Here is a 23,808-nt window from a genome sequence, read left to right as displayed (position 1 = left end):
GGGTGTAGATGGATGGCTAGGCTAACCATAAGCAAGCAACCTAAGAAGCAGAGGAAGGCCTACTACAACGCCCCCCTCCACAAGAGGCAGAAGCTAATGACAGCCCCCCTAAGCAGGGAGCTCAGGGAGAAGTATGGTGTCAAGAGGCTGCCTGTCAGGAAGGGGGACAAGGTAAGAGTTGTTAGGGGAGACTTCAAGGGAACCGAGGGAGAGGTTGTAAGGGTAGACCTCAAGCGCTACCGCATATTCGTTGACGGAGTAACAATCGAGAAGGCAGATAAGACCCCGGTCTTCAAGCCAATCCACCCCTCGAAGGTTGAGATTATAGACTTGAAGCTTGACGAGTGGCGTAAGAGGATTATTGAGAGGAGAAGCGGCACCGGAAGAGTAGAAGAGGAGACTGGTGAGGGTGAAGAGTAATGGCTAGGATGGGTGGACAGAGGAGGCTTAAGGCTCTAGCAGCCCCAAAGTTCTGGCCCATACTTAGGAAGGAGTACAAGTGGACAGTGAAGCCAAGGCCCGGCCCCCACCCGGCAGAGTTCAGCCTACCCCTACTACTGATAGTGAGGAATGTGCTGGGCTACGCCAAGACCGGGAGGGAGGCTAGGAAGCTAATAGGAGAGGGCCACTTCAAGGTAGACGGTAGGGTTAGGAAGGACTACAAGTACCCGGTAGGCTTATTCGACGTCATCGAGATAGTAGATACCGGTGAAGCCTACAGGGTTATACCATACCCTGTGAAGTTCTTCAAGCTACACCCAATACCGAAGGAGGAGGCAAGCCTCAAGCCCGTCAGGATCAATAATAAGACTACTGTGAAGGGAGGCCACATCCAGCTCAACCTACACGATGGAAGAAATATACTGGTGAAGGTGAAGGATCCAAGGAACCCCGTAGAGGACAAATATAAGACGATGGACACGCTCCTCATCACGATCCCAGAGCAGGAGATAAAGGACCACATAAAGTTCGAGACCGGCTCCATAGCCATAATCACTGCTGGTAGGAACGTTGGGAGAGTCGGCAGGCTAGTAGGACTGCAGCGCGGCTGGGGCCGCACGAGGAGCATAGTGACGATCGAGGACCAGCACGGAAACAAGTTCCAGACAAGCATGGAGTACGTGTTCATAATAGGCCGCGAGGAGCCCGTGATAAGTCTCCCGGAGGGTGCATGGTCATGAGCCTGCCGATAGAGCCTGAGAGGGTGGCCCAGATACTCGAGGAGTGGGAGAAGAAGCCTATGAGGAAGCCCCGGATAGCGAAGGTAACCGTCAACATAGCGCTAGGCTACAGCGGAGAGAGGCTGCAGAAGGCGGCACAGGTGCTGGAGGAGCTGACAGGTCAAAAGCCTGTGTTCCGGAGGGCGAAGAGGACTATAAGGGCATTTGGAGTTAGAAAGGGAGAGAACATAGCCGTAATGGTCACACTGAGGAGGGAGAAGGCGCTGAGGTTCCTTGAGAAGGCGCTTGAGGCTGTAGGGAAGAGGCTGAAGGCATCGAGCATAGACGAGCATGGAAACATAGCGTTCGGTATAGAGGAGCACATACTGATCCCCGGCGTCAAGTACGACCCAGAAGTCGGTATACTAGGCATGGACGTGATACTAACCATCGAGAGGCCCGGCCACAGGATAGTAAGGAGGAAGAGGATGCGTAAGAATCACATACCAAGGAGGCACAGGGTCACTAGGGAGGAAACAATGGTATTATTAAACCAAATGTTCGGAGTCACATTCATCTAGGAGGTGGAGACAGAATGGCTAAGATAAGGCCGCCCAAGCCCAAGAGGATGGGCAGGGGAGCGCAGAAGTGCCAGAGGTGCGGCACGCGCGATGCTGTGATTCAGAAGTATGGCTTATACTTGTGCAGGCAGTGCTTCCGCGAGATAGCACCATTGCTCGGCTTTAGCAAGAATAGGTGAGGTGATGCGAGGAGTGGTGATGCTAGATACTCTTGCAAACGCTCTGGCAACGATCCAGAACGCGGAGATGAGGGGTAAGAAGGAGACCATCATAATGCCCGCATCGAAGCTTATAGCGGCGGTTCTAAGAGTCCTCCAGCAGGAGGGCTACATTGGAGAGTTCGAGTACATAGACGATGGGAGATGGGGCAAGTTCAGGGTGCAGCTCCTGGGAAGGATAAACAAGACCAACGTGATCAAGCCGAGGATCCCCGTCTCTTATAGAGAGTTAACCGCGATGCCCGAAGCCCTCAGGAAATACCTTGCTAGCAGGGACATAGGTATACTGATACTATCCACAAGCCAGGGTGTAATGAGCCACAGGGAGGCCATAAAGAGGAAGATCGGCGGGGTCCTACTAGCCTACGTATACTAGCGTAGCAGGGACCCTCCCAATCCCAGACAGCGGCGTATTTTAAAACTCTTCTCCTCTCCACTGATAAGGAAGTATTATAGCCTCCTCGTATTACCTTCCCTCATCGAAGCAAATAGCCTATAAAGGGGGATTGCAGGGGGTAAGAAGAGGCGGGTAGGTGAAGGTAGCATGGCAAAAGACGTCCACGTAGAGAAGATAGTAGAGATACCTGAAGGAGTAGAAGTTGACATAGACGGGTTAAAGGTGACCGTTAAGGGTCCCAAGGGAACGCTGACCAGGGAGCTCCCCTCGGTTAAAGGGGTCTTCATTAGGAAGGAGGATAACAAGGTCATTGTTGAATCCTATTTCGCAGACGCCAGGAAGAGGGCTATGGTGGGCACTCTAGCCGCTCATATAAGGAATATGATTACAGGTGTCACTAAGGGGTACAGGTATAAGCTTAAGATCATATACAGTCACTTCCCCATAAACGTTAAGATCGATGGCGACAAGTTCATAGTCAGCAACTTCCTGGGAGAAAAAGCTCCCAGAGTAGCAAAGATCCTCCCCGGGGTAAAGGTAACCGTTAAGGGGAGCGACGTGATAGTGGAGGGTATTGACATAGAGGCTGTAGGGCAGACTGCCGCAAACATTGAAAGGGCGACTAAAATAACCGGGTTCGACAGGAGGAAGTTCATGGACGGGATCTACATCTATGAGAAGGGGGTGGCTGAGGCATGAGCAGTGGAGAGGCTGTAGCGAGGCTGAAGGAGAGGAGGAAGCTGCAGAGGAGGATAGCTAAGAAGAGGGGCAAGCCGGTATTCCGCAGGTACCTCTCATGGAGGTTCTGGAAGTTCGAGAGGAGAGAGTACTGGAGGAAGCCCAAGGGTAATGACAGTAAGATGAGGCTCCAGCTAAAGGGCTATCCGCCGATAGTAAAGGTCGGCTACGGCAGCCCCGCTGAGGTGAGGGGCCTCCATCCAAGCGGCCTCATACCCGTGAGGGTAGCCTCGGCTAAGGACCTAGAGGGCCTAGACCCAGGGAAGCATATAGTCATTATAGCCTCCCAGGTCGGACTCCGTAAGAAGCTGGCGCTCGCCAGCGAAGCCAGGGCTAGAGGGTTAAAGGTGGCAAACGCTTAGGAGCCGTAGAAAAGGGGTGTATGGTATGGACTACCGGTTGCAGAGGAGGCTCGCCGCCCAGGTATTCGGCGTGGGCGAGAGCAGGATTCTGGATAAACCCCGACCCAGAGTACGAGGAGGACATCTCCCAGGCAGTCACAAGAAGGGATATAGTGGCGCTGGTCAAGAGAGGCCTCATAAGGATAGAGCCTAAGAAGGGCAACAGTAGGGAGAGGTGGCTTAAGAGGCACATCCAGAGGACGAAGGGGCGCAGGAGGGGCTATGGTAAGAGGAAGGGAGCCTCCACAGCCAGGACCGACCCCAAGGAGCAGTGGGTGAATAGGATAAGGAAGATGCGCCGCTACCTGAAATGGCTGAGAGACCACGGGGTTATCGACAGGAGTACTTATAGAAGGTATTACAGGCTAGCTAAAGGCGGGTCGTTCAAGAGCCTCGGCGACCTGAGAAGGCATATGATAGAGGCTGGTGTATTGAAGGAGGGTGGAAGGTAATGGGTCACGGACCACGCTACAGGGTACCCTGGCGGAGGAGAAGGGAGGGTAAGACTAACTACTATAAGAGGCTAAAGCTGATACTCTCGGGAAAGCCAAGGATGGTTGTAAGGCGGTCGCTCAAGTACGTGATCGTACAGTTCGCTGAAGCACAGCTCAACGGCGACAAGATCCTAGCAGCGGCCCACAGCAGGGAGCTCGTCAAGAAGTACGGGTGGCAGGGCGGAACCTCCAACACGCCCGCAGCTTACCTGACAGGGCTCCTAGCAGGATACAGGGCCAGGCTGGCGGGGATAGAGGAGGCTGTACTGGACATAGGCCTAGCGGATCCCGTACCAGGCTCAAGGGTATTCGCGGCGTTGAAGGGCGCTTTAGACGCTGGGCTAAAGATCCCGCACGGCGAGGGCATATTCCCCAGCGAGGAGAGGATAAAGGGGGAGCACATAGCCCTCTGGGCTGAGGAGCTCGCTGAGAAGGACCCCGAGAAGTATAAGAGGCAGTTCTCAAAGTACCTGGAAAGGGGCTTTAAACCCGAGGCACTACCAAGCCACTTTGAAGAGGTGGCGGAGAAGATCCGGAGAGAGTATGAAATTAAACTCGCCCGTGCGAGCGCCACTGGGGGTGTTGAAGAGTGAGCGTGGCTAGCCAGGGACTAGAGAACTGGGTGCCAAGGACAAAGGTTGGAAGGCTCGTATTAGAGGGCAAGATCACGAGCCTAGAGGAGATCTTCCGGAGGAACCTCCCCCTACTCGAGCCAGAGATCGTAGACTACCTGATAGGGGACCAGCTCCAGCACGAGGTAATAGACGTCACGATAGTCCAGAAGATGACCGACGCCGGCAGGGTCACCAAGTTCAGGGCTGTGGTGGTAGTAGGTAACGGTGACGGCTACGTGGGGCTAGGCAAGGGGAAGGCCAGACAGTTCAGGGAGGCGATAAACAAGGCACTGAGGAACGCGAAGCTCAACATCACACCGGTTAGAAGAGGCTGTGGTAGCTGGGAGTGCACCTGCGGAGAAGCCCACAGCGTCCCCTTCACGGTAAGGGGGAAGAGCGGGAGCGTGGAGGTCATACTAAAACCCGCCCCGAAGGGTACAGGGCTCGTGGCAGGAGACGTTGCAAAGAAGGTGTTGAAGCTCGCAGGGATAAGGGATCTGTGGACCTTCACCAAGGGGGAGACGAGGACCAGCTACAACTTCGCCAGAGCAGTATTCCTAGCACTGAGGAACACGTACAGGTTCATGACGCCGCTAGACTGGTACAGGTCCTAGACTGTGGAGGTGTGACGTGATGCCATTATACCTCGTGATAAGGTTAAGGGGTACAGTCGACGTCCACCCAGACGTGGAGAAGACCCTATACCTGCTGAGGCTGAGGCAGAGGTACGCTGCGAGCCTATACCACAGCAGCCTCCCCGGCATACAGGATATGCTGAGGAAGGTCCAGGACTGGGCGACGTGGGGAGAGATCGAGAGGGACCCGCTGATCCAGCTCCTAAGAACCAGGGGCAGGCTAATCGGAGACAAGCCCCTCACCGACGAGTGGGTCTCGCAAAACCTCGGACTATACGGTGGCATCCCCGAGCTCGCGGACAAGCTGCTGGCAGGAGAGATCCACTACCACAAGCTGGAGGAGAAGGGGGTCAAGCCCTTCTTCAGGCTCCACCCGCCAAGGGGCGGATTCAAGAAGACTATAAAGAGGCACTACACCAACGCTGGAGAACTCGGCTACAGGGGATCCAGTATAAACCAGCTAGTAATACGCATGCTCTAAGCCAGGTGGAGGTGAAAGGGGATGGTTGTTAGGAGGAGGAAGAAGACCAGGAAGCTGAGGGGCAGGACAAGGAGCATGAGCTGGGGAAGGATAGGCCAGCACAGGAAGAGCGGATCACACGGTGGAAAGGGAGCCGCCGGGCTTGGAAAGCACGAGTGGACCTGGACCATAAAATACGCTCCAACATGGTATGGGAAGCACGGCTTCAACCCGCCAAGGATAAGGGTAGGGTTCAAGCCCAGACTACTAAACCTAGACGAGCTAGCGGAGCTCGTAGACAAGCTCTCTAGGAAGGGAGGCCTAGCATACGAGGGAGACACCCCAGTAGTAAACCTGGCCGAGATGGGATACCACAAGCTACTAGGCTATGGCAGGATAACCAAGCCCGTAAAGGTGATCGTGCCAAAGGCCAGCGAGCAGGCTGTGAAGAAGATAGAGGAGGCAGGAGGCAAGGTACAAGTCCTAGAGGAGACCGAAGAGTAGCTATCCCCATACTACAACCATTCATCCTAAAATTCTACTCGCATCACAATACTCTTACCCGGTTGAAGCTTCATGACTAAAAGGTGCTTGAGAGAACTGAGCATATCAGACACACTCATCGAGACGATCCACCTAGTAAGCCCGAGCCACATCAACCCCCTCGGGATCCTCCACGGCGGCGTGGGGTTAAGGTGGATGGTCACAACTGCCAGCATGGCTGCCGCGAGAGTCGCCCGAGGGCCAGCATTCATAGTACACCTAGACCACGTCTTCTTCCTCAACCCAGTCCACCTCGGCATGAACGCTGTAGTAACGAGCTGGGTCGAGTACATTGGGAACACGAGCATGGAGCTAACCACCCTGATGGAGGAAGAGAACCCTATAACCGGGGAGAGAACCCTAACCACCGCGGCCCACATGACCTACGTGGCTGTGGATGAGGGGATAAGGCCCAGGCCAGTGCCAACATGCTTGAACCCGCGTGGAAGCCTGGAGGAGGAGCTCTATGAGAGGGCTGCTGAGAGGAGGAAGATGAGGGGCCCCCGGTTAAGCCCCGAGGACCTGGAACCACCCAAGCCCCTACTACCTGGGATGAAGCTGACCTCCTACAAGCTAGTCAACCCCGAAGACACTCTAGCATTGAACGCTATGCACGGCGGGAGGCTGCTATACCTCCTAGACGAGCTGGCAGGGATAACGGCGATAAGATACGCCCATGGAACAATGGTGACCGCTGGAATCGATGCCACAGACTTCGTATCACCAATATGGGTATCAGACATACTAGAAATCCATACAGCGATAACCTATGTGGGTAGGACTAGTGTAGAAGTGACTGTGAAGGCAATAACACAGGATCCAGCAGGGGAGCGTAGGAGGCATGCCACGACAAGCTACTTCACACTAGTACACCTGGGGAGCGATGGGAGGCCGAAGAGGGTCCCGCAGTTCAAGCCAGTAGAAGAATGGCAGAAGAAGCTGTTCAGGGAGGCAGAGGAGAGGAGGAGGAAGAGGATGGAGCTACTAGAATTCTTCAAGAGGGAAGTAGAATACATAAAACCACCTAAGAGGTAGAGGGTATTTCTTAATAAGACATTAGAGCTTCAAAACCCTCCATTCGCCCTTGCTCCACTCAAGAACATTAACCCCTCTATTCTCCAGCTCTCTTATGAAATCCACTGGCTCTATAATGCCCTCCGGCGGGAACACCCCGTATTCGTTGATTCTATCCCTGGACAGCCATGTAGCGCCAATAGCTGCGGGGAGACCTGTCAACTTATACATTCTATCAATCACTGCGTATGATAGGTTTAGAGTAGACCCGCCGTGCTCCCCTAGAATATCGACTCTAGCCGCGCTGACGGGCTTCCCTCCCGCCCTGAATATTGATTCGATGCGGTAGATTAGCTTCGCCAACCTAACTCTTCTTTTATGTGTTTTGGTGAGCCCTAGCTTGGCGAAGGCCTTAGCGAGGAAGTTCTGGTATTCTGGAACGAGAGCTCCTCTCAAGGTTACCCTATCCCTCACACTAATGTATTTGGGTATAGTGATAGGTTCCGGGTGGCCTGTGTAGAATACCTTAACCTTTCCTATGGGTGGGGGGAACTCCACCGATATCGTACCTCCTCCAGCATCGACAAGGGTCTCCCTACCGTTAAGGTACATGGGGACTTTACCCGTCACGGCATAGAATACATGTATTATTACTGCGAACCCTTTAGAGTCAGCAGCGGAGCCAACCCAAGAAATGTCTATAGCAACTGTGTCTTCGAGCTGTTGTGAACCATACCTTGCAATTACGTTCGTTATTCCAGGCGTCCATCCTAAACCTGTTATAATGGTTACTTTTCTCCTGGATGCCTCTTCTGATAGGGCCAAAACACGTCTTGCCCCCTCGTAATCGTCGCATATATCCACCAGGTGTACCCCGGCCTCTATTGCTGCTTCAGCGATTCTTTCAGCCCAGTAATAGAATGGGCCAATAGCATTAACCGTTACATCATATTTCTTCATAACCCTTACAAGACTCTGTTTCTTCGAGGCATCTACCTCGAGATACTCTACTTTACTACCATAATCGCCGAGACCTTCTATTACTCTCTGTGCTCTTGCTTTAGAGATATCACCTATTACCACCTTATCTACTTGTTCGTCTTCTGCCAGGAATCTAACTATACCAGAACCCATATCTCCAGCTCCACCAAGAACCAATATGTCCGGCAAACATCTCACCCACTAATATCCCATTAATTAATTTAATTGAAAATCTAAGGTAAAATACCTTTTGCTTAATATGAAGAGTTCTCACGGAAATATCGGGAGAACTATCCTAAAATCCTAAAACCACACATAAACTATAAAATTTTGAACATTAATTATAACTACTTTACTATAGATCACTGAATTGGATTTTAGTGATCTTAGAATTCATTTAATTCATCCAATTGTATTGGTGGGCCCGCGGGGATTTGAACCCCGGACCTCCGCCGTGTAAGGGCGGCGTCCTAACCAGGCTAGACGACGGGCCCTCGGGCCGCCGATAACAAGACTTTGCGGGCTCGGATCTTATAAGGGTTGCCTTAGTCTAGCCTGGGACAACGATGGTCCCTATCCTCTCCCCCCTGAATGCCTTGTAGAGGTTGCCCGGGTCGGAGCCGTCTATGAAGTGTATTGTTATCCTGCTACGCCTCGCTATCTCGACCGCCATGTGATCTATTAACGCGTATTTCCCGGCCTCCTGCTCGTAGGACGAGACTATTTCTTCGAGTTTAGAGAGTGTAATTTCGTCTAGGAGCCTAGCTCCGGGAGCCTGGGGATGCCTATCGTATACTCCCTCGACCCTGTTTAGGAGGTTGAACACTCGACTCGCTCCTATAGCCTCGGCTATTATGAGGGCTACCGCATTTGTGCTCTGGCCCGGCTCGAACCCCCCCGCTACCGGGATCCTGCCCGTGGCTATGATCTCTAATACCTCCTCGACTCTCTCGGGGACCCTCAGTGGGCTCAGGGGGTAGAGGAGGCTTGATAGGAAGTAGGCGTTGAGCCTGGAGGACATTATTCCGGCTAGGTCTTGAAGGGACTGGTTCGCCCCCAGCTCCCTCAACACCCGGATATACTCTCTGGCTAGGGGGCCTCCCCCCACAACCACAGCTACCCGGGTGCCCGATTCGTGTATCCTGGCAATCTCCTCTACTAGCCTGCCAACATACTCCTTCCTCGGCGGGTATACTAGGGAGCCGCTGACCTTCACCACTACTGCTTCCAAGCTCTACACCGCTTCAAGCCTCGACATACTCTATATCCTTTATAGAGATGATTCCGATCAGCCTCCCCTCCTCATCCACCACGGGGAGGTGTCTTGCCTTGATCTTAGCCATGAGCCTCCTAGCAGTTTCAATAGGCTCATCAGGCCCTATGGTGACGGGGTTGGGGGTCATAACCTCCCTGATCCTAGTAGTCTCGGGGTCCCTCCTCTTCGCTACAACCCTCCTAAGGAGGTCCCTCTCCGTGAATATCCCTACAAGCTTACCCTCATCGTTAATCACGGGCATGGCGCCTACTCCAAGCTTGTCCATCTTCACGACGGCCTCCCAAACAGTCGACTCAGGCTTAACAGCTACAACGCTAGTAGTCATTACATCGCGTACCCTATATTTTATAGTCCCATACGTCATGCTAAGCACCATTCAATGCTTAGAGGAGGTGGTTGTATTATTTTTGAGGTGGGGGTTTGGGCCGCTCGACCGCTTGGTGGACCGGCCGGGATTTGAACCCGGGGCCTCCGCCGTGCGAGGGCGGCGCTCTTCCAGCTGAGCTACCGGCCCATCCCCCCACGGGGCCGGTATCTGGATCTTGCGCGTCCAGGGTTATAAAACCACTACCGGCTCTCGTTTCGCAGCATCTTTATCCCGGAAAGGATCTCGAGGAGAGCTAGCAGCCCTGCCGCTATTAACGCTGCCTGGGGGTGTCCGTGGAGGCTCAGGCCGTAGGCTAGAAGGGACCATATTGTAGTCCTCCCGAGAGCGTCCATCACCATGTACGCGGCTGCGACGTACCAGAGGGGCCACACATCCCATCCCTTAGGGGGTTCTCTAGGCTTTTCGCGGGATAGGATCCTGTACGCGTAGAAGTAGAGTGGCAGGGATGCCAATGGGAGGAGTGCTGCGGGGCTGTGCTCGTACATGTAGAGGGCTATGACCCCCGCGATAGGCAGGGCTAGTGCTAGGAATGAGGCAACAATCCTAGTTGCACCCAGCCCCAGCCTAACTGGTAGGGTTCCAACACCCTTCACGGAATCGTACTCGTACTTGTCCATGTGCTTCCCGATCAGCACCAGTGAGACGGCGATGGCGAAGGGAGCGTATACTAGCCCCTGTAGGAGAGTATGCCTCCCTGTAAGGGCTATGAGGGTCCCTCCAGCCATAACGGGGCCCCATACTATTGCTACGAGGAGCTCTCCTAAACCCAGCTTCTTAGCGTCGAATGGGAACCCCGCGTATAGGAGCATAATTATACCGCCAGCCACTGCTAGCAGGCCTATCAGGGGGGTTCTAGTGAGACTCAAATAGACTGCGAGGAGCGCATCGTATAGTATGATGGCGGCTGTGAAGGCTGCTAGGGAGCCCGTGCTTATAATGTTGTCGAGGATCGGGTGCGGACCGTAGAGGGCCCTGAAGTAGCTGGGGTCATCTAGGCCTCTCCGGTAATCGTAATAGTCGTTTATGAGGTTGTCTAGAAGGTGCGCTCCGGAAAACCCTACAAGCAGTGCTATGTAGAGGTATGGGTTGAAGTCCCCGCTTGTCCAGGCTAGCAGGGCTCCAATAGTGACAGCGTATATTGTCATAGGGAGCACGCATAGCCTGCTGGCAGCTATGAGGCGCGCCGCCGGGGATCCCTCTCCCCGCTCGGGGACCCTGCACTTCCTGAAACTATACCATAATATCCGGAGGGAGCTAGCCATGGAACCACCATTTAGTGGTTTCACCAGGAGATAAAGGTATATCACCTTTTACTATGCAGGCGCGCGTATCCCCCCAGGTAGAGGTACCGGTTAAACCCCATCAAAGTAAGCTAAAGGAAAAATACCCCCAGCCTCCATTACGTGATTCAAGGCAGTAGGCTCCCCCGCAGGGTGGGGAGGGCCCGTCGTCTAGCCTGGTTAGGACGCCGCCCTGACACGGCGGAGGTCCGGGGTTCAAATCCCCGCGGGCCCACCATATGATTCTAAACTAGTATAATCCACTATGCAGGTTTACTCTGGAATATGAGGGACCCTCCGTTGAGCTACGATGTAATCATCTTGGGCGGCGGCCCCGGCGGTTATCCTGCCGCTATACGGCTCGCTAGGGCGGGGTTGAAGGTTGCACTGGTTGAGGCTGATAGGGTTGGAGGCGAGTGCACCAACTATGGCTGTGTGCCCACGAAGGCTCTAGTCGAATACGCTCATACTCTTTCATCTATGCGGCAGTTCGGGATAGAGCCTGCTAGGGACCCTGTGGAATACCTCAACCATGCCCTCGAGCATTCTCGCTCGATAGCTGGCGAGGTGTCGAAGAGCATAGAGGATCTGCTCTCCTCGAGCGGGGTGAGCGTATACTATGGCGAGGGCGTAGTCTCTGGGAGGAATACTGTAAGCGTTAATGGTGAGAGGCTCGAGTGGAGGAGGGCACTAGTCATCTCCACAGGCAGCGATCCCTACAATCCATTCAACACGCCGGTAGATGGGAGGCGGGTTCATGATAATAGGAGTATACTGGAGTGGGACTCCTCGAATGCGAGCCGCGTCGCTATCATAGGTGGAGGGTATATTGGGGTCGAGTACAGTTTCATATTATCCTCGTTCGGCCTCGTCGTCACACTGATAGAGGCGTTTAACAGGCTCCTCCCAGTTATGGATCGGGACTTCGGACTCCTGGCCCGGAGGCTCCTAGCTAAGAGGGGGGTTAAGGTGAGCCTCGACTCTCCCGTGGAGTCTATAAGCCCCATTGACGGCGGGGTGAAGATCTCGACGGGTAGAGGCGAGATCATTGCAGACGCAGCCCTAGTAGCGATTGGGAGGAGGCCCCGTAACAGGGAGGCGTTGAGGCTTGGGGTCGAGGTTGACGGTAAAGGCTATGTGAGGGTTGATGACTGCGGTAGAACTAATGTTAACGGGGTCTACGCTACCGGGGATCTAGCTGGCCCACCACTGCTCGCCCACAAGGCTATACACGAGTCGCTTAGGACTGCTGACTGCATACTCGGCGAGGGACCCTCTCCGTTAAAAGCGGTGCCTTCCGTCGTCTACGGGCCCTTAGACCTTGTCAGCGTGGGCTATACGCTTGATGAAGCCTCCAGTAGGGGGGTGAAGGCTGTGGAGGTTAGGATACCTACGGGGGCGCTGGCTAGGTCCAGGATCCACGGGGTGCCCGAAGGATTCGTTAAAGTGGTGTATGAGAAGGGATCGAGGAGGATCATTGGGGTGCACATGGCTTTCCCCTCAGCCTCCGAGGTTGCTGCATCCGCCACTGCCCTTGTGAGCCTAGGGGTAACCCTGGAGAGGGCGTTGGAGGTGGTATTCCCCCACCCGACTATGAGTGAGGCGCTCCAAGAAGCTGTTAATGCTGCAGTGGGGAGAATGGTTCACGTGAAGAGTGCTAGGGTGAGGGAGAACTAGGCTCTCGGCTCCACCACAACCATAGCGTGGACTTGGACTTCGGGGACCTCCACCTTCAGCCACCCATCCTCCCGGCGGGTAGCGTATTCATCGCCGCTGAGGGGGTTCCACGCCCTCACATCTCCATCAAGGAGTTTCTCGTCGATCATGAGTGTGAGGCCCCTCACCGGTATAATTGTGCGGGTTGGATGTACTCTGTATGCTGGGTCGAAGCCTGGAGGCGACTGTTTGCTCGGCCCTGTGGGGGCGCTTAGTATCCTCTGATTAGTGGTGTGGTTTACGAGGTGTACTATTATGGAGTCCTCTTTCCTGTAGGCCTCCATATGGACGGTCTCAGGGCCCTCCAGCCTTACCGGGGGCTTTGGCGCGTGCCTCAGCAGGGGTCGCAGCAGGAGGTGGGCGTAGTCTGGGAGGCCCAGCCTGGAATAGTGGGCTCCCAGCCTGAAGGAGTAGTAGAGGGTTCGCCCTTCACCGTACGTGTTGTAGGCTATCGCGGCGAGGCTGAGTACTGAGTCGGGTGCGGGGGTGCTCTTTCCGAGAGTGTATTCGTAGCCGTAGGCGCTCCTCCCCATCCTGGTGTAGGCGAGGGGCTTCCCAGTTGTAATCCTAGCCCTTACCACCTCTCCAAGCCTGGGCTCAACCCTCTCCCTGGCGAAGACTACGCTATGGTCTCCTATGGGTACTGCTTGAGGTAGCCCTTCCCAGTAGTCTCTAGCCTCTCCCGTATCAAGGTGTATGTAGGCGAAGCCGAAGCGGAGGGTCCCCTCATAGTTGAATCCTAGAATATCCTGTAGGATTACTGCCTCCCTGTAGGTGAAGTCGGGCCTCATGGTCCCGAACTCGTGGGTTGCAACAAGGAAGCCGCCCTCCGAGATATAGGCTCTCAGAGACTCCTCCACGTCATCCGGGAGGATCGTGGTGGCTCCGGCTATGAGCACCGGGTTCTTCTCCGGGTCGGCCTCGCGGTCGATGTCCTGTGTCGAGACTATGCTCCACGGTAGATGGCTGTGCATGAGCATTAGGGCGAAGCCCTCGACCTCCCCTATGTAGTATTCGGGCTTGTTCCAGTAGTGTTTATCGTGAGTGTCGGGGTCGAAGATTACACTGATATAGCGGATCGGCTCCCTACCCACCAGGTAATCCTCTACCCTTTCAAGCTCCTCGTAGACGCTTGCAACAACATCTACCGCCCTAGGGTCTGTGAAGAACTGCGAGGAGAAGATCGTGGCTTGGGGGTAGCCTCCGGCCGCAACGATCTCCCAGACCCCTAGCTTTATCGTTGGGTCGGGTGGGCTCTGGACCGGTCTTAGATCATAGAATAGGTTCCTGCTCACGAGAACGGGCTTCCCCGGATCGCCTAGCAGGGCCCTGGTGAGCTTTGTTATAATGGAGAGCATTCCGGGACCGCGCACATCTACCTCGCTCGCCTCTGCGAAGACTCCGTCAAGTATATTCCTAGCCCTAGCCACTACAATATTACCCCTACCCGCCCATCCAGCGGGATGGCTGTTGTAGAGGTATAGGGCTTCAGGGTTAGCCCTCTTGACAGCTTTCCTCATCCTCTCAATGGCTCGTAGGTTAACCTTGTACCTCCACTCCCAAGCATGTCTGGATGCCTCATCCTCCATGTCGATCTTGGAGGGCAGCTCCTCCCCGTACTCTGCCTTGAACTTCGCCCTGCAGTACTGGCAGAAGCAGGCCCTCTGGGGGTCGGGGAAGTAGCGGAAGCTGTCTAGGAGGAGGCCGTCTGCACCCGTTAGCCTCACAGCCTCCTCGACTTCTGGCACAAAGAACTGGTCTAGGGCTGGACTGTTGGGGCAGATCTGGGGCCAGTGGGGGTCCACGATCCTCGTCGCCCTAGGATAATGCTCGAGGACTAGGACCTCTCCATCAATGTTCCTCTGAGCCCAGCTTGGATGGAGCCTGTATATATAGCGGTTAGCAGTATGCGCGGCCATCACTATTACCCGGATCCCCTCCTCCCTGGCGAGGGAGACTAGCTCCCCGACATCGAGCGCGCTATTATGGTGTCGAGGGTAGAGCCTGCTGCCCTCGTAGAATACTCGGCCCCACCCGTCTCTAGCGAAGACAATCAATACGTTGGCATGCACTTTCTTCGCAAGACTCACTAGGCTCTTGGCAGTGATCTTGTCGGCGAAGAAACCATAGGGGTCCTCTATGTTGAATTGTAGCACTCTAAGGAAGCGATCACGCCACCACATCAATTAACCACCAGCCCGGATATACTGGCACGGCCCGTACCCGCTCTCTCACACAATCGCCGTTCTTCACCTATACAGTGGATAAAAGCCTTAGCATGATACAATATTGGGCCCAGGGCCATGAATATGTTTAACAGTCTTTTTAAGGAGATCCCTGCTCCCCCGCAAGATCTAAACAAACCTAGAATAGCCCTCCAGCATAATACAGAGAAGGGGGCCGGCCCCGGCTGGCGGCCCACGGGCGTATAGCCCGAGGAAACTCCGCCCTCCCCGCGGCAGCCAGGCCCCGTAAGGGGCGCGGGTGAGACCCGCGGCAACGGCACAGAAACGACACGGCCCCTGGTCTATGAATATGAAGCCTGGAGGCCCGCCAGGCGACTGGCGGGCAGGTAACCGGCGTAGGAGGCCAGGGGATGCGGTGAAACGGCCGCCCCTGGCGGAGCAAGGCCCTGGCCCGGTGAGGGCCGCGCGATGGGCTGGGGGGATACCGCTGAGTCGGATGCCGCCGTAGTACATAAGGCGGGTTATAGCCGGAGCCGGCCCCTGATAGTACGGGGAGGAAGCACGTATGAAGCTCTACGACGCGTACATGAGGCCCCTCGACAACCTGAGAGTAGTTGTGACTGTCGAGTGCAACTATCGATGCATATTCTGCCATATAGAGGGAGAGGATGTAGGCGGCCCTGTCAAGCCGGGGACCCTAAGCCCCCTCCTAACCCCGGAAGACTACTATGTCATAGCCAGGGCTGCTGAAGCTGTAGGTGTCACGAAGGTCAAGATTACTGGGGGAGAGCCCCTGATCCGAAAGGATATAGTAGATGTTGTCGGGGCCTTCAAGGAAGGAGCCCCAGGCCTCGAGCTATCAATGACTACAAACGGCTACCTCCTATCAAGACTCGCGGAAAAGCTGGCAGAGCAGGGACTGTCCAGGGTAAACGTTTCGATCCACAGCCTGAGGAGCAGCGTATACAAGTTCATAACGGGAGTTGATGGGCTTGAGAGGGCAATAGCGGGGCTTAAGGCCGCTATAGACGCTGGACTGGGACTCAAGATAAACATGGTCGTATTGAAGAATGTGAATGACAAGGAGGTGTGGGATCTCCTCGACCTCGCCCATAGGCTGGACGCAACCCTACAGTTGATAGAGCTCCACCCTGTTGGGCTTGGGGCTAGGTTCTTCCGGGAATACTACTATCCACTCTCCCGGATAGAGAAGCAGCTCCTCGAGGCTGGTGCGAGGGTGGTGAGGCGGAGCCTCCACAACAGGCCAGTCTATATACTACCCTCCGGTGAAAGAGTGGAGGTTGTCAAGCCCTACGGAAACCCCGTATTCTGCATGGGCTGCCAGAGGGTTAGGCTCGGCCCCTTCGGCAATCTATGGCCCTGCCTCAACTGGAGGGGGCCTAGGCCAAGCCTCCTACCCGGGATCCGGAAGGGGAGCATAGAGGAGAGGATAATCGCTGCGGCCGAGGCCCTGGTGAGAGTTAACATGATGAGGAGACCCTTCTTCCTACCCCGGATCGGGGATGGGGATACAAGCCTCGCCAGCAGGCATCCAAGCCTTACGAGGCTAGGTATCCCTAAGAGGAGGGTTTACGGTGAATTCCTTGAGGAACTAAGGCGCCGGCTTCAATATAGAGGAAGCCGGTGAGCCACACTATCAGCCAATAAGCCGTCCAGGGCCCAGTGAAGATGCCCATCAGCACTCCTATTATTGAGAGTGCCACTCCTATGAAGACTAGGCCAGAGTCCTGTGTAAAGGGGCACCCAAACCTCTCAACTATGCCAGCCAATACCCCGGCGAGGGCTAGAGTCGAGGCAGCAGCTGCTAGGGAGACAAGCGGGTTCACCATCAATGCTATGGGTGAGACAGCGGTTATCATTAGGGCATGGCCCCTCCCACCTTCAAGGTAGGCTAGCACAGAAGACAATAGTATGATCGAGGATGAGAATACACCCATCCACCCCAACCCTCCATACGCGTACGCAGGCACTGACACTATGGGCCAGTAGCTTAAGACCACCTCCAGGGAGCCGCTCCTAGCCATTAGCCAGGCGAGACCCGCGTAGGAGAGCGTGAGCCCCAGCTCGAGCCCGGCGAGGCTCCTAGGCATTATAATAGAGGTCGCTATAACTGCGACAGCCAAGAACATAGATACTAGCGTGTCCCTTAGAGTCTCAAGCTTGTAAACAGTAAGGCCGAGGCCCAGCAGGACTATTGAATACAATACTGGGACTGCGGCGTCATCGGCGAGCAGAGACGCTAGAGCTACACCCCCCGATGACGCCAGCATTATGCACCCAGCATAGTGAGCACGGCATTCACGCCTAGCACTCAAACCCTACACCCCAGGATCACAGGGTTAGAAGGTGCATCTCTATTGGCAGCAGTATGAATATTATCCCTACGAGTGGGCTGGCAAATTTTATCATTGCGAGTGCCATCTCCCTTCTAGGAGACCCCTTAAACCTCATAACAGCCCGCAGCGCTTGAACGCCTAGTAGGGTTGCTATACTAGCGGTCAGGTACCCCTCTCCAAGGTATGCTACGATCCCCCATATCAGTATAATTGTTGATGAGATGGAGAAGAGCGCCAGGTCTGCGAAGGCCTTGTGGCCGAGTCGCAACGGTATAGTCGGTATACCAGCCTCACTGTACTGGTCCTCGTAATAGTAGTGTATGAAGGCGACGTGGAGGGGCTGCCATACATAGACTATCCCCGCTAGGAGGACCCCTATAACACTATAGCCGCCTGTAGCAGCGGCCCAGCCCCCGAGAGCAGGCATGCTGCCAGCAACGCTTCCGAAGAGCAGGGCCCACTCGGTCCTCCTCTTAGCGAGCTCTGTATACGCTATTATGTCGAAATAGAGCCCGATGAGCGCTGCTAGTGCTACATACTTGTTGATGGCCGCCCCCGCCAGGGTACCCAGTACTATTAGTGCTGAGACGCCATAGAGGGCCTCCCTCTTGGAGAGGGCCCCACTAGGCAGCGGCCTGTCACGGGTTCGGGGCATTATGCTGTCGATGTCCTCTTCGAGGTACATGTTTAGGGCAGTCACTCCCCCGGCTGAGCCTATCCCGGTTAATGTGAGGAGGCCGAGCAGGACCGGGTCTAGGCCTCCCCCTCCAGCGAAGTATGCTCCATACATTGTTATCATTAACAGGGCTAGCTGCTTTGGCTTCGTCATCTCGAGCAGTAACCGCGTCTTACGCAGTACTCCTCTCATCTCAGGCTCTTTCCCTTGGTGAGGAGAATGCGGTGCGACTCTTATAAAAAGCCAATAAATATACCGTAGCTCCTGGACCATAATGTGGGAGAGGAGGCTACTATATGCTACCAGTAAGCGACACCGGGATTGAGGGGAGGAGAGGGTTCCCCCTAGTCAACACCACTCTGATACTCCTCAATATAATCGTGTACTTCATAGGGGTATCGGCTCCCAGCCTCCTCGTCCCAGGCGCGGTATCCTATGATGAGGTAGTGTATAAGCTTGGCATGGTCCCTGCCCGGTTAATGGCTGGGACAGGCCTCTACACAGTGTTTACCTCAATGTTCCTCCACGCGGGCCTAGTCCATCTATTTGGCAACATGCTCTACCTCTATATCTTCGGCGACGATGTGGAGGCGGCTATGGGTAGAGCTAGATATCTTCTATTCTACCTACTATCAGGGGTCGGGGCAACAGTCTTCCACTTGATGAGCCTAATCATTATGCCAGCCTCACTAATAGGTAACGCCGCACTAACTACGGGAATAAACCCCTACCTAATCCCAGCCATTGGAGCGAGCGGAGCCATAAGCGGGGTTCTAGGCGCCTACTTAGTCCTCTTCCCCTCGAGCGAGGTCGAGGTCCTCACCTTCTGGGGTTACCTCCCAATACCCATCCGGCTGCCAGCGAGCATCTACATACTCTTCTGGTTCATATACCAGCTCATACTCGGACTCTTCGTGGTGTTCACCGGCGTCCAGGCGGGAGTAGCGTTCTGGGCCCACATAGGAGGCTTCCTAACAGGGATGGCCCTCCTCCCCCTATTCGAGAAGAAGACTATGAGGAGCCCCCAGGGATACTATGAGGAACTTGAATGGTACAATTATTAATGAATGTAAAAATATATTTTATCATGGTCTATATAAAAGTTGGACTGGGTGATCCCCCTGTTGCTCTATCAAAATACGTCAGAGCTCCTGGGTAGCCTCCGTTAAAACGGACTTTGATTCAAGAGCATCCACGTGAGGCTCTAGGGTAGTGGGAGCCCTTTAGCAATGTGGACTAATCCGACGCTGAACAAGACTGCTCCTAGAAGGCGGTCGTTATCATACTTCTTCTTATACTCTCCCCTGTCAAGCTGCATGAAGTACCTCATTAGGCTGGCTCCTTCACTGAGCTTCTCGAACACCCCAAGCCTCTCACCGATATAATAGTAGGCTCTCAGTATGGCCTCCACCAGGTTCCCGCTTGAGGTTATTGTATTGGAGATCTCTTTTAGTAGGCTGTAGCCTCTAAGGTTGAATAGGAACCCCTTGTCTATTGAGGCGAGTTTCTCTGCGAGGTCGCCGATGGATAGGGCGTGGAGCCTAATACTATTCCTACTGATCCCCTCGCGGTCGAGGGCTAGAAGGTAGTCGCTCGCGCTTACCCCCTCAAGACCCTCTACAAGCGCTACTGCATCCTCAACGCTACTACCATAGGGGACCAGCCTCACTAGTTTATTCGCCTCCGAGACGGGGTCCCTGCCGGTCTCCCTCGAGTATCCAACTACTATGGAGAGCATGAGTCCCGAGTAGAATAGTCCTGGTATAGGGGGCTTGCCCGTGAACTCGAATGCGTCGATTAGGGCCTGCGAGTAGAGTCTTCCAGCACCCACGCCCTTAGTATCTATATCGCCCCTCGCGAGCTGAGAGCCCCTCTTATACGCCTCCTCCATGTACCTCGATAGGACTACTGCCTCCGAGAGCCTTGACTCGAACATGGCGTCGAGCTTCAGCCTGTGGGTCGCTCCCGGCTTTACAGGAACCGAGAGCGTGAGTAGTAGGGTCTGCCTAAGCTTGTCGAGATCCCTCTCCGGCAATTCTTCGAAACGCCCCCACACCACATGGTGTTGCTGAGGGCATAAAATTGAGTAAGCAATCAGACTCTGAAAGCGGAGGTCCTGACGAGGGTTGAACACGTGCCACAGTATTGGTTTAGAGCTTGAGTCGAGGGACCCCACCCTAATCCCAGGGATCCTTAAGAGCATCAGCGAGCTACTCCAGATCGAGTGTGATAGGAGCGTCCAGACACCTTCATGGTCCATACACGCTTGCATGGACTTGCTCGTCAGAGTGACCCCATTCTTCCCGAGCGGCGGAAGCCTGACACTGTCTGCTCCAGTAGTAAGAGTGGTTCTCGAGGGCCGCGATCCGCAGGCTATCACGAAGCTAGTATCGCTGATCCTGGGCGGGCTGGAGAAGGAATTCCCGGGACAGGTCTATTCTAGGCTCTCCCCCTAACCCTTCAACAATATCCCAAACATACTGGGGGCCCGGAACTAGCGGCGGCGTTCCATCCCCATAGACTTCTCCTACATACTTCGAGACCTCTAGGGTCTCCTTCTCCACATCATGCAGGGCCTCCCCAGTCTCGACAAGGACGCCCTCATCTACCACCACGCTTCCGGCAACCATTACTAGCTTGGGGATGGGCTTCCCAGTGAGTACTCTTCCAAGATCCTCGTCATAAGCCACTAGATCCCCAGTATGCGATACCCCGTAGTCCTGGTACCCGCCGGTCGTCGCCCTCCGAAGAACCTCTCCCAGCCTGCCGGGGTACAGCTTCATTATTAGGCCTAGGTGGCGGGGCACAGTCCCCACCAGGTGGGGCCAGTCGCTACCGAAGCTCGTAACCCCTCTCAGGCTCCTCCTAGATCTATTGTAGAGGAGCATGTTGGAGGCGGGGCACGATGAGCACCTTACCCCCAGGATATCAGGGTCATCGTCTATGCAGTGAACTGCAACGATCCTCGGCGGCCTGTCTATATGGGAGAGCCTGGCTAGGAACTCGCCGCCCTCACTCACCCCCTCCGAGAGGTGGAGGCCCAGCGGCATACGGCCCTTCGAGGCCAGCTCTACAGCTCCACGGAAGGTCTCTGGCCCAGCCCATTTAAGGCTGTGGACAAAGACCCCGATCTTAAGCAAGCTATCAGCGATGTACTTCCTATACTTGGCGTAGAGGCGCGAGACGTCCCTTGGAGTACTCCACCCCTTCTTATCCATGAGTGTGGGCAGCAGAACCAGTCTTGGACCGGAGGGGAATCTAAGCCTGGCTTTGAGGTTAGCCTCTAACACCCCTGTGAAGGCTATCAGGGTGACACCCTCAAGCACAGCCCTCTTTAACGCGAGCTCCGCGAGCCTCGCGGATAACCCGATGTCCTGCCTAACCATTACCTCGTCAATGTGGAGCCTTCGCTCGTCCAGCCACTCGTAGCTGTTCCTCCAATAGGATTCCTGGCTGTCGAGGCCCGCGTCAATGACTTGGGGGTGGGCGTGTGTATCGCTGAAGCCCGGGATGAAGACGGTCTCGAAGTATACGTCCTTGTAGAACGGGATCCTGAGGCCCTCAACTATTCTCCCATGAACTACTCCAACTCCTGCTTCCAGGTGCGGCAAGCGCCACAGTACCCCCCTTTTTGTTATCCCTATCGCTATCTCCGGGGCTAATTAACCCTCCCTAAGAACTCGTATTGAATAAATACAATAAACCCGTACCCCACTACTACTACATGGTGATTCCATGGCTAGACTAGTAGTTATCGGCGGCGGAGCCGCTGGGATGGCTGCTGCCTCTAGAGCTAAAAGGCTCAACAAGTCCCTCGACGTCGTAGTCTTCGAGAGGACCGGATGGGTAAGCTTCGCTCTCTGCGGGATACCCTACCATGTGGGCTGCATCGTCAAGAGGCTCGATGATCTCCTCTACTATCCCCCCGAAGAATTTATTAAGAAGAGGGGGATCGACCTCCGCCTCTACACTGAGGTCACAGGAGTAGACCTAGACTCTAAGACGGTATACTATAGGAACCTTAAGACCGGGGAGGAGGGGAAGATCGAGTTCGACTATCTACTCCTCGCGACCGGGGCGAGGAGCAAAGCACCCAAGATCTGGCCCGAGATAAACGAGGCTGAGAACGTCTTCTACATAAAGCACCTAGACTCGGCTAGGGAGATACGGGACTACGCTCTCAAGCTGAAGACTGGATCCAGGGCCGTAGTAGTAGGAGCCGGATACGTGGGCCTAGAGCTTGCAGACACCCTGAGCGGCCTAGGCTTGAAGGTAACGGTGGTTGAGGCCCTCGACCACGTGGCCCCGAGAACCCTGGACCCCGACCTAGCAGAGCAGGTTGAAGAGGAGCTGAAGACCAATGGGGTGGAGGTATACACGGGGACCCCTGTTAAGGAGTTTAAGATAAGCAATGGGAAGGCCACCGCTATAGTCACTGATAAGGGTGAGATAGAGGGGGACCTCTTCATAGTCGGTGTCGGTATAGAGCCCAACGTGGACCTCGCAAAGGAGATGGGGCTAAGGATCGGTGAGACCGGAGCTATATGGACCGAGGAGCACATGAGGACCAGTGTAGACTATGTATATGCTGTAGGCGACGCAGTGGAGCACAAGGACCTGGTAACAGGCAGGATGGTGTGGAGGCCATTCGCCCCCATCGCTAACAAGCAGGGATACGTGGCCGGGAGCAATATAGCTGGGAGGGAGGCGATCTTCCCGGGAAGCGTTGGCACCAGCACCTTCAAGACCTTCAACATGGTAGTGGCGAGGACGGGCCTCTCAAAGGCTGAGGCCGAGAAGCTAGGCTATAATGCCATAGAAGCCAAGCTAAACGCTAGGACTAAGGCACACTACATGCCCGGTTCAGCCCCTCTAACCCTTAAGGTGGTAGCAGACGCGGATACAGGAAAACTCCTTGGAGCGCAGGCTGTTGGAAAGAGCGATACGATCCTGTGGAGGATCAACGTTATAGCATCACTGCTCACCACAGGCGGCACAGTGTGGGACCTCTTCGCATCCGACATAGGATACGCTCCCCCACTAGCACCGGTCTGGGACGCCCTGATAGTCGCGGCGAGGCTGCTCATGAGAACGCTGGGGGAGAAGCCGAGGAAGCAGTAATTAGGAGGATCCCAAAGCTATATACTCTCTTAACCGGTGGCCGCGGCCCCGCCCTCCCACGACGACCCAAGCTGGGGTGGATGAATGGGAGGTTCCCCGCGGCCCCCACTCCCCTCTCATCACCGGGGATCATCGAGGTAGATCTCTATAGTGGATCCATCGCTTAGGCCGAGGAGGTCCCGTAGCCTAACATCGGCTATTAGCTCCACTACATCTCTCTTATACACCGTTATCATTGGCCTCACGATCCAGGCGGGATAGCCGCTGACACTAGCCTTGTAAGCGATCACTGGAGCCAGCTTAGCCCCTGGGATCGGCGGAGGATCTACGCGCACCCCCCTAATCCTGCTAAGGCAGTCGTTGAAGTCCCTTACATCATCCTCGACTAGCCTCGCGTTCAATGTTCCAGGATAGGGTGTAATGCCTAGCTTCAGCCGGAACCCCCGGCTATAGATGCTTACATAGAACTCGCCCTCGCCTAGACCGCTGAACACTACCGCCCTGAAAGGCCTCCTACACTCCTCCAAGACGCCTACTCCACCACTACTAGTGGAGTGGCTCTTCTAAACAAT

29 protein-coding genes, 3 tRNA genes and 1 other RNA gene are annotated in these 23,808 nt (G+C 55.0%); 21 read left to right on the top strand and 12 right to left on the bottom strand.

The annotated features are described in order from the left end of the window. Nucleotides 1–12 precede the first annotated feature (12 nt). The 14 genes from rplX (at nucleotide 13) to ACZ47H_RS06620 (ending at nucleotide 7,276) form a co-directional block, all read left to right on the top strand. Nucleotides 13–420 (top strand): 50S ribosomal protein L24, encoded by a 408-nt coding sequence (gene rplX / locus ACZ47H_RS06685; protein ID WP_464932910.1) that lies wholly within the window; start codon nucleotides 13–15, stop codon nucleotides 418–420. Then, entirely contained in the window at nucleotides 420–1,181 is a 762-nt protein-coding gene (locus ACZ47H_RS06680) for a 30S ribosomal protein S4e (protein ID WP_464932909.1), read from the top strand. Before rplX ends, ACZ47H_RS06680 begins: the two co-directional genes overlap by 1 nt. Beyond that, the gene (locus tag ACZ47H_RS06675) at nucleotides 1,172–1,741 is read left to right on the top strand and encodes a 50S ribosomal protein L5 (RefSeq protein ID WP_464932908.1); all 570 of its coding nucleotides are present in this window, start codon (nucleotides 1,172–1,174) and stop codon (nucleotides 1,739–1,741) included. The genes ACZ47H_RS06680 and ACZ47H_RS06675 overlap by 10 nt, the downstream gene beginning before the upstream one ends. A gap of 14 nt (nucleotides 1,742–1,755) precedes the next feature. Beyond that, nucleotides 1,756–1,920, top strand: coding sequence for a 30S ribosomal protein S14 (locus ACZ47H_RS06670; RefSeq protein ID WP_464932907.1), 165 nt, complete (start codon nucleotides 1,756–1,758; stop codon nucleotides 1,918–1,920). A gap of 13 nt (nucleotides 1,921–1,933) precedes the next feature. After that, complete coding sequence (locus tag ACZ47H_RS06665; protein ID WP_464932906.1) at nucleotides 1,934–2,335, top strand: 30S ribosomal protein S8; 402 nt, start codon at nucleotides 1,934–1,936, stop codon at nucleotides 2,333–2,335. 168 nt (nucleotides 2,336–2,503) lie between these two features. Then, nucleotides 2,504–3,055: a 50S ribosomal protein L6 gene (locus ACZ47H_RS06660; RefSeq protein ID WP_464932905.1), complete on the top strand. Its 552-nt coding sequence runs from the start codon at nucleotides 2,504–2,506 to the stop codon at nucleotides 3,053–3,055. Next, the gene (locus tag ACZ47H_RS06655) at nucleotides 3,052–3,456 is read left to right on the top strand and encodes a 50S ribosomal protein L32e (RefSeq protein WP_464932904.1); all 405 of its coding nucleotides are present in this window, start codon (nucleotides 3,052–3,054) and stop codon (nucleotides 3,454–3,456) included. The genes ACZ47H_RS06660 and ACZ47H_RS06655 overlap by 4 nt, the downstream gene beginning before the upstream one ends. Nucleotides 3,457–3,481: 25 nt before the next feature. After that, nucleotides 3,482–3,649, top strand: a complete 168-nt coding sequence (locus ACZ47H_RS06650; protein WP_464933968.1) for a 50S ribosomal protein L19e domain-containing protein — start codon at nucleotides 3,482–3,484, stop codon at nucleotides 3,647–3,649. Beyond that, nucleotides 3,579–3,947 (top strand): 50S ribosomal protein L19e, encoded by a 369-nt coding sequence (locus ACZ47H_RS06645; protein ID WP_464933967.1) that lies wholly within the window; start codon nucleotides 3,579–3,581, stop codon nucleotides 3,945–3,947. The genes ACZ47H_RS06650 and ACZ47H_RS06645 overlap by 71 nt, the downstream gene beginning before the upstream one ends. Then, nucleotides 3,947–4,582, top strand: a complete 636-nt coding sequence (locus ACZ47H_RS06640) for a 50S ribosomal protein L18 (protein WP_464932903.1) — start codon at nucleotides 3,947–3,949, stop codon at nucleotides 4,580–4,582. The genes ACZ47H_RS06645 and ACZ47H_RS06640 overlap by 1 nt, the downstream gene beginning before the upstream one ends. After that, on the top strand, nucleotides 4,579–5,217 hold the full coding sequence (gene rpsE / locus ACZ47H_RS06635) for a 30S ribosomal protein S5 (RefSeq protein WP_464932902.1): 639 nt from the start codon (nucleotides 4,579–4,581) through the stop codon (nucleotides 5,215–5,217). Before ACZ47H_RS06640 ends, rpsE begins: the two co-directional genes overlap by 4 nt. A gap of 19 nt (nucleotides 5,218–5,236) precedes the next feature. Further along, on the top strand, nucleotides 5,237–5,719 hold the full coding sequence (locus tag ACZ47H_RS06630) for a 50S ribosomal protein L30 (protein ID WP_464932901.1): 483 nt from the start codon (nucleotides 5,237–5,239) through the stop codon (nucleotides 5,717–5,719). Nucleotides 5,720–5,740: 21 nt separating this feature from the next. Further along, a complete protein-coding gene (locus ACZ47H_RS06625) occupies nucleotides 5,741–6,202 on the top strand; it encodes an uL15m family ribosomal protein (RefSeq protein ID WP_464932900.1) in 462 nt (153 codons plus the stop codon). 72 nt (nucleotides 6,203–6,274) lie between these two features. Then, nucleotides 6,275–7,276, top strand: a complete 1,002-nt coding sequence (locus ACZ47H_RS06620; RefSeq protein WP_464932899.1) for an acyl-CoA thioesterase — start codon at nucleotides 6,275–6,277, stop codon at nucleotides 7,274–7,276. Nucleotides 7,277–7,297: 21 nt separating this feature from the next. Here ACZ47H_RS06620 and ACZ47H_RS06615 read toward each other — a convergent pair whose 3' ends face one another. The 6 genes from ACZ47H_RS06615 to ACZ47H_RS06590 form a co-directional block, all read right to left on the bottom strand. Next, nucleotides 7,298–8,425: a saccharopine dehydrogenase family protein gene (locus ACZ47H_RS06615; protein ID WP_464932898.1), complete on the bottom strand. Its 1,128-nt coding sequence runs from the start codon at nucleotides 8,423–8,425 to the stop codon at nucleotides 7,298–7,300. A gap of 227 nt (nucleotides 8,426–8,652) precedes the next feature. After that, a tRNA-Val gene (locus ACZ47H_RS06610) sits at nucleotides 8,653–8,730 on the bottom strand. Nucleotides 8,731–8,786: 56 nt separating this feature from the next. Continuing rightward, the gene (gene pyrH / locus ACZ47H_RS06605; protein ID WP_464932897.1) at nucleotides 8,787–9,467 is read right to left on the bottom strand and encodes a UMP kinase; all 681 of its coding nucleotides are present in this window, start codon (nucleotides 9,465–9,467) and stop codon (nucleotides 8,787–8,789) included. A gap of 13 nt (nucleotides 9,468–9,480) precedes the next feature. Further along, the gene (locus ACZ47H_RS06600; protein WP_464932896.1) at nucleotides 9,481–9,876 is read right to left on the bottom strand and encodes a CBS domain-containing protein; all 396 of its coding nucleotides are present in this window, start codon (nucleotides 9,874–9,876) and stop codon (nucleotides 9,481–9,483) included. A gap of 74 nt (nucleotides 9,877–9,950) precedes the next feature. Then, nucleotides 9,951–10,026: transfer RNA gene (locus ACZ47H_RS06595), tRNA-Ala, on the bottom strand. Nucleotides 10,027–10,079: 53 nt separating this feature from the next. After that, the gene (locus ACZ47H_RS06590) at nucleotides 10,080–11,162 is read right to left on the bottom strand and encodes a prenyltransferase (RefSeq protein WP_464932895.1); all 1,083 of its coding nucleotides are present in this window, start codon (nucleotides 11,160–11,162) and stop codon (nucleotides 10,080–10,082) included. A 178-nt stretch (nucleotides 11,163–11,340) separates the two neighbouring features. Between ACZ47H_RS06590 and ACZ47H_RS06585 the strand changes: the two genes are divergently transcribed. Both ACZ47H_RS06585 and ACZ47H_RS06580 read left to right on the top strand, forming a co-directional pair. Then, nucleotides 11,341–11,418: transfer RNA gene (locus ACZ47H_RS06585), tRNA-Val, on the top strand. Between the two features lie 62 nt (nucleotides 11,419–11,480). Further along, a complete protein-coding gene (locus ACZ47H_RS06580) occupies nucleotides 11,481–12,857 on the top strand; it encodes a dihydrolipoyl dehydrogenase family protein (RefSeq protein WP_464932894.1) in 1,377 nt (458 codons plus the stop codon). On the opposite strand, the gene ACZ47H_RS06575 is transcribed toward ACZ47H_RS06580, so the two are convergent. Next, nucleotides 12,854–15,079, bottom strand: coding sequence for an alpha-amylase family protein (locus ACZ47H_RS06575; protein WP_464933966.1), 2,226 nt, complete (start codon nucleotides 15,077–15,079; stop codon nucleotides 12,854–12,856). The genes ACZ47H_RS06580 and ACZ47H_RS06575 overlap by 4 nt on opposite strands. Nucleotides 15,080–15,298: 219 nt before the next feature. On the opposite strand from ACZ47H_RS06575, the gene rnpB reads away from it, so the two are divergent. Beyond that, an RNA gene (gene rnpB, locus ACZ47H_RS06570) (RNase P RNA component) lies at nucleotides 15,299–15,617 on the top strand. A 30-nt stretch (nucleotides 15,618–15,647) separates the two neighbouring features. Beyond that, nucleotides 15,648–16,730 (top strand): GTP 3',8-cyclase MoaA, encoded by a 1,083-nt coding sequence (gene moaA / locus ACZ47H_RS06565; protein ID WP_464932893.1) that lies wholly within the window; start codon nucleotides 15,648–15,650, stop codon nucleotides 16,728–16,730. Here moaA and ACZ47H_RS06560 read toward each other — a convergent pair. Together ACZ47H_RS06560 and cyoE are read right to left on the bottom strand one after the other, a co-directional pair. Further along, nucleotides 16,660–17,418 (bottom strand): hypothetical protein, encoded by a 759-nt coding sequence (locus ACZ47H_RS06560; RefSeq protein WP_464932892.1) that lies wholly within the window; start codon nucleotides 17,416–17,418, stop codon nucleotides 16,660–16,662. The genes moaA and ACZ47H_RS06560 overlap by 71 nt on opposite strands. A gap of 16 nt (nucleotides 17,419–17,434) precedes the next feature. Further along, nucleotides 17,435–18,307: a heme o synthase gene (cyoE, locus tag ACZ47H_RS06555; protein WP_464932891.1), complete on the bottom strand. Its 873-nt coding sequence runs from the start codon at nucleotides 18,305–18,307 to the stop codon at nucleotides 17,435–17,437. 104 nt (nucleotides 18,308–18,411) lie between these two features. On the opposite strand from cyoE, the gene ACZ47H_RS06550 reads away from it, so the two are divergent. Then, the gene (locus tag ACZ47H_RS06550; RefSeq protein WP_464932890.1) at nucleotides 18,412–19,179 is read left to right on the top strand and encodes a rhomboid family intramembrane serine protease; all 768 of its coding nucleotides are present in this window, start codon (nucleotides 18,412–18,414) and stop codon (nucleotides 19,177–19,179) included. Between the two features lie 140 nt (nucleotides 19,180–19,319). Here the strand turns inward: ACZ47H_RS06550 and ACZ47H_RS06545 are convergent, their stop codons facing one another. Next, nucleotides 19,320–20,150: a hypothetical protein gene (locus ACZ47H_RS06545; RefSeq protein WP_464932889.1), complete on the bottom strand. Its 831-nt coding sequence runs from the start codon at nucleotides 20,148–20,150 to the stop codon at nucleotides 19,320–19,322. A gap of 91 nt (nucleotides 20,151–20,241) precedes the next feature. Between ACZ47H_RS06545 and ACZ47H_RS06540 the strand changes: the two genes are divergently transcribed. Further along, on the top strand, nucleotides 20,242–20,571 hold the full coding sequence (locus ACZ47H_RS06540) for a hypothetical protein (protein WP_464932888.1): 330 nt from the start codon (nucleotides 20,242–20,244) through the stop codon (nucleotides 20,569–20,571). On the opposite strand, the gene ACZ47H_RS06535 is transcribed toward ACZ47H_RS06540, so the two are convergent. Beyond that, entirely contained in the window at nucleotides 20,500–21,726 is a 1,227-nt protein-coding gene (locus tag ACZ47H_RS06535) for an amidohydrolase family protein (protein WP_464932887.1), read from the bottom strand. The genes ACZ47H_RS06540 and ACZ47H_RS06535 overlap by 72 nt on opposite strands. Nucleotides 21,727–21,850: 124 nt before the next feature. Between ACZ47H_RS06535 and ACZ47H_RS06530 the strand changes: the two genes are divergently transcribed. Further along, nucleotides 21,851–23,236 (top strand): FAD-dependent oxidoreductase, encoded by a 1,386-nt coding sequence (locus ACZ47H_RS06530; RefSeq protein WP_464932886.1) that lies wholly within the window; start codon nucleotides 21,851–21,853, stop codon nucleotides 23,234–23,236. 119 nt (nucleotides 23,237–23,355) lie between these two features. Here the strand turns inward: ACZ47H_RS06530 and ACZ47H_RS06525 are convergent, their stop codons facing one another. Continuing rightward, nucleotides 23,356–23,763 carry a DUF120 domain-containing protein gene (locus tag ACZ47H_RS06525; RefSeq protein ID WP_464932885.1) on the bottom strand — a complete coding sequence of 136 codons (408 nt, stop codon included), beginning with the start codon at nucleotides 23,761–23,763 and terminating at the stop codon, nucleotides 23,356–23,358. Nucleotides 23,764–23,808 lie beyond the last annotated feature (45 nt).

It is taken from the genome of Thermodiscus maritimus, assembly GCF_055382595.1.
This window is presented reverse-complemented; position numbering and strand designations above follow the sequence as displayed.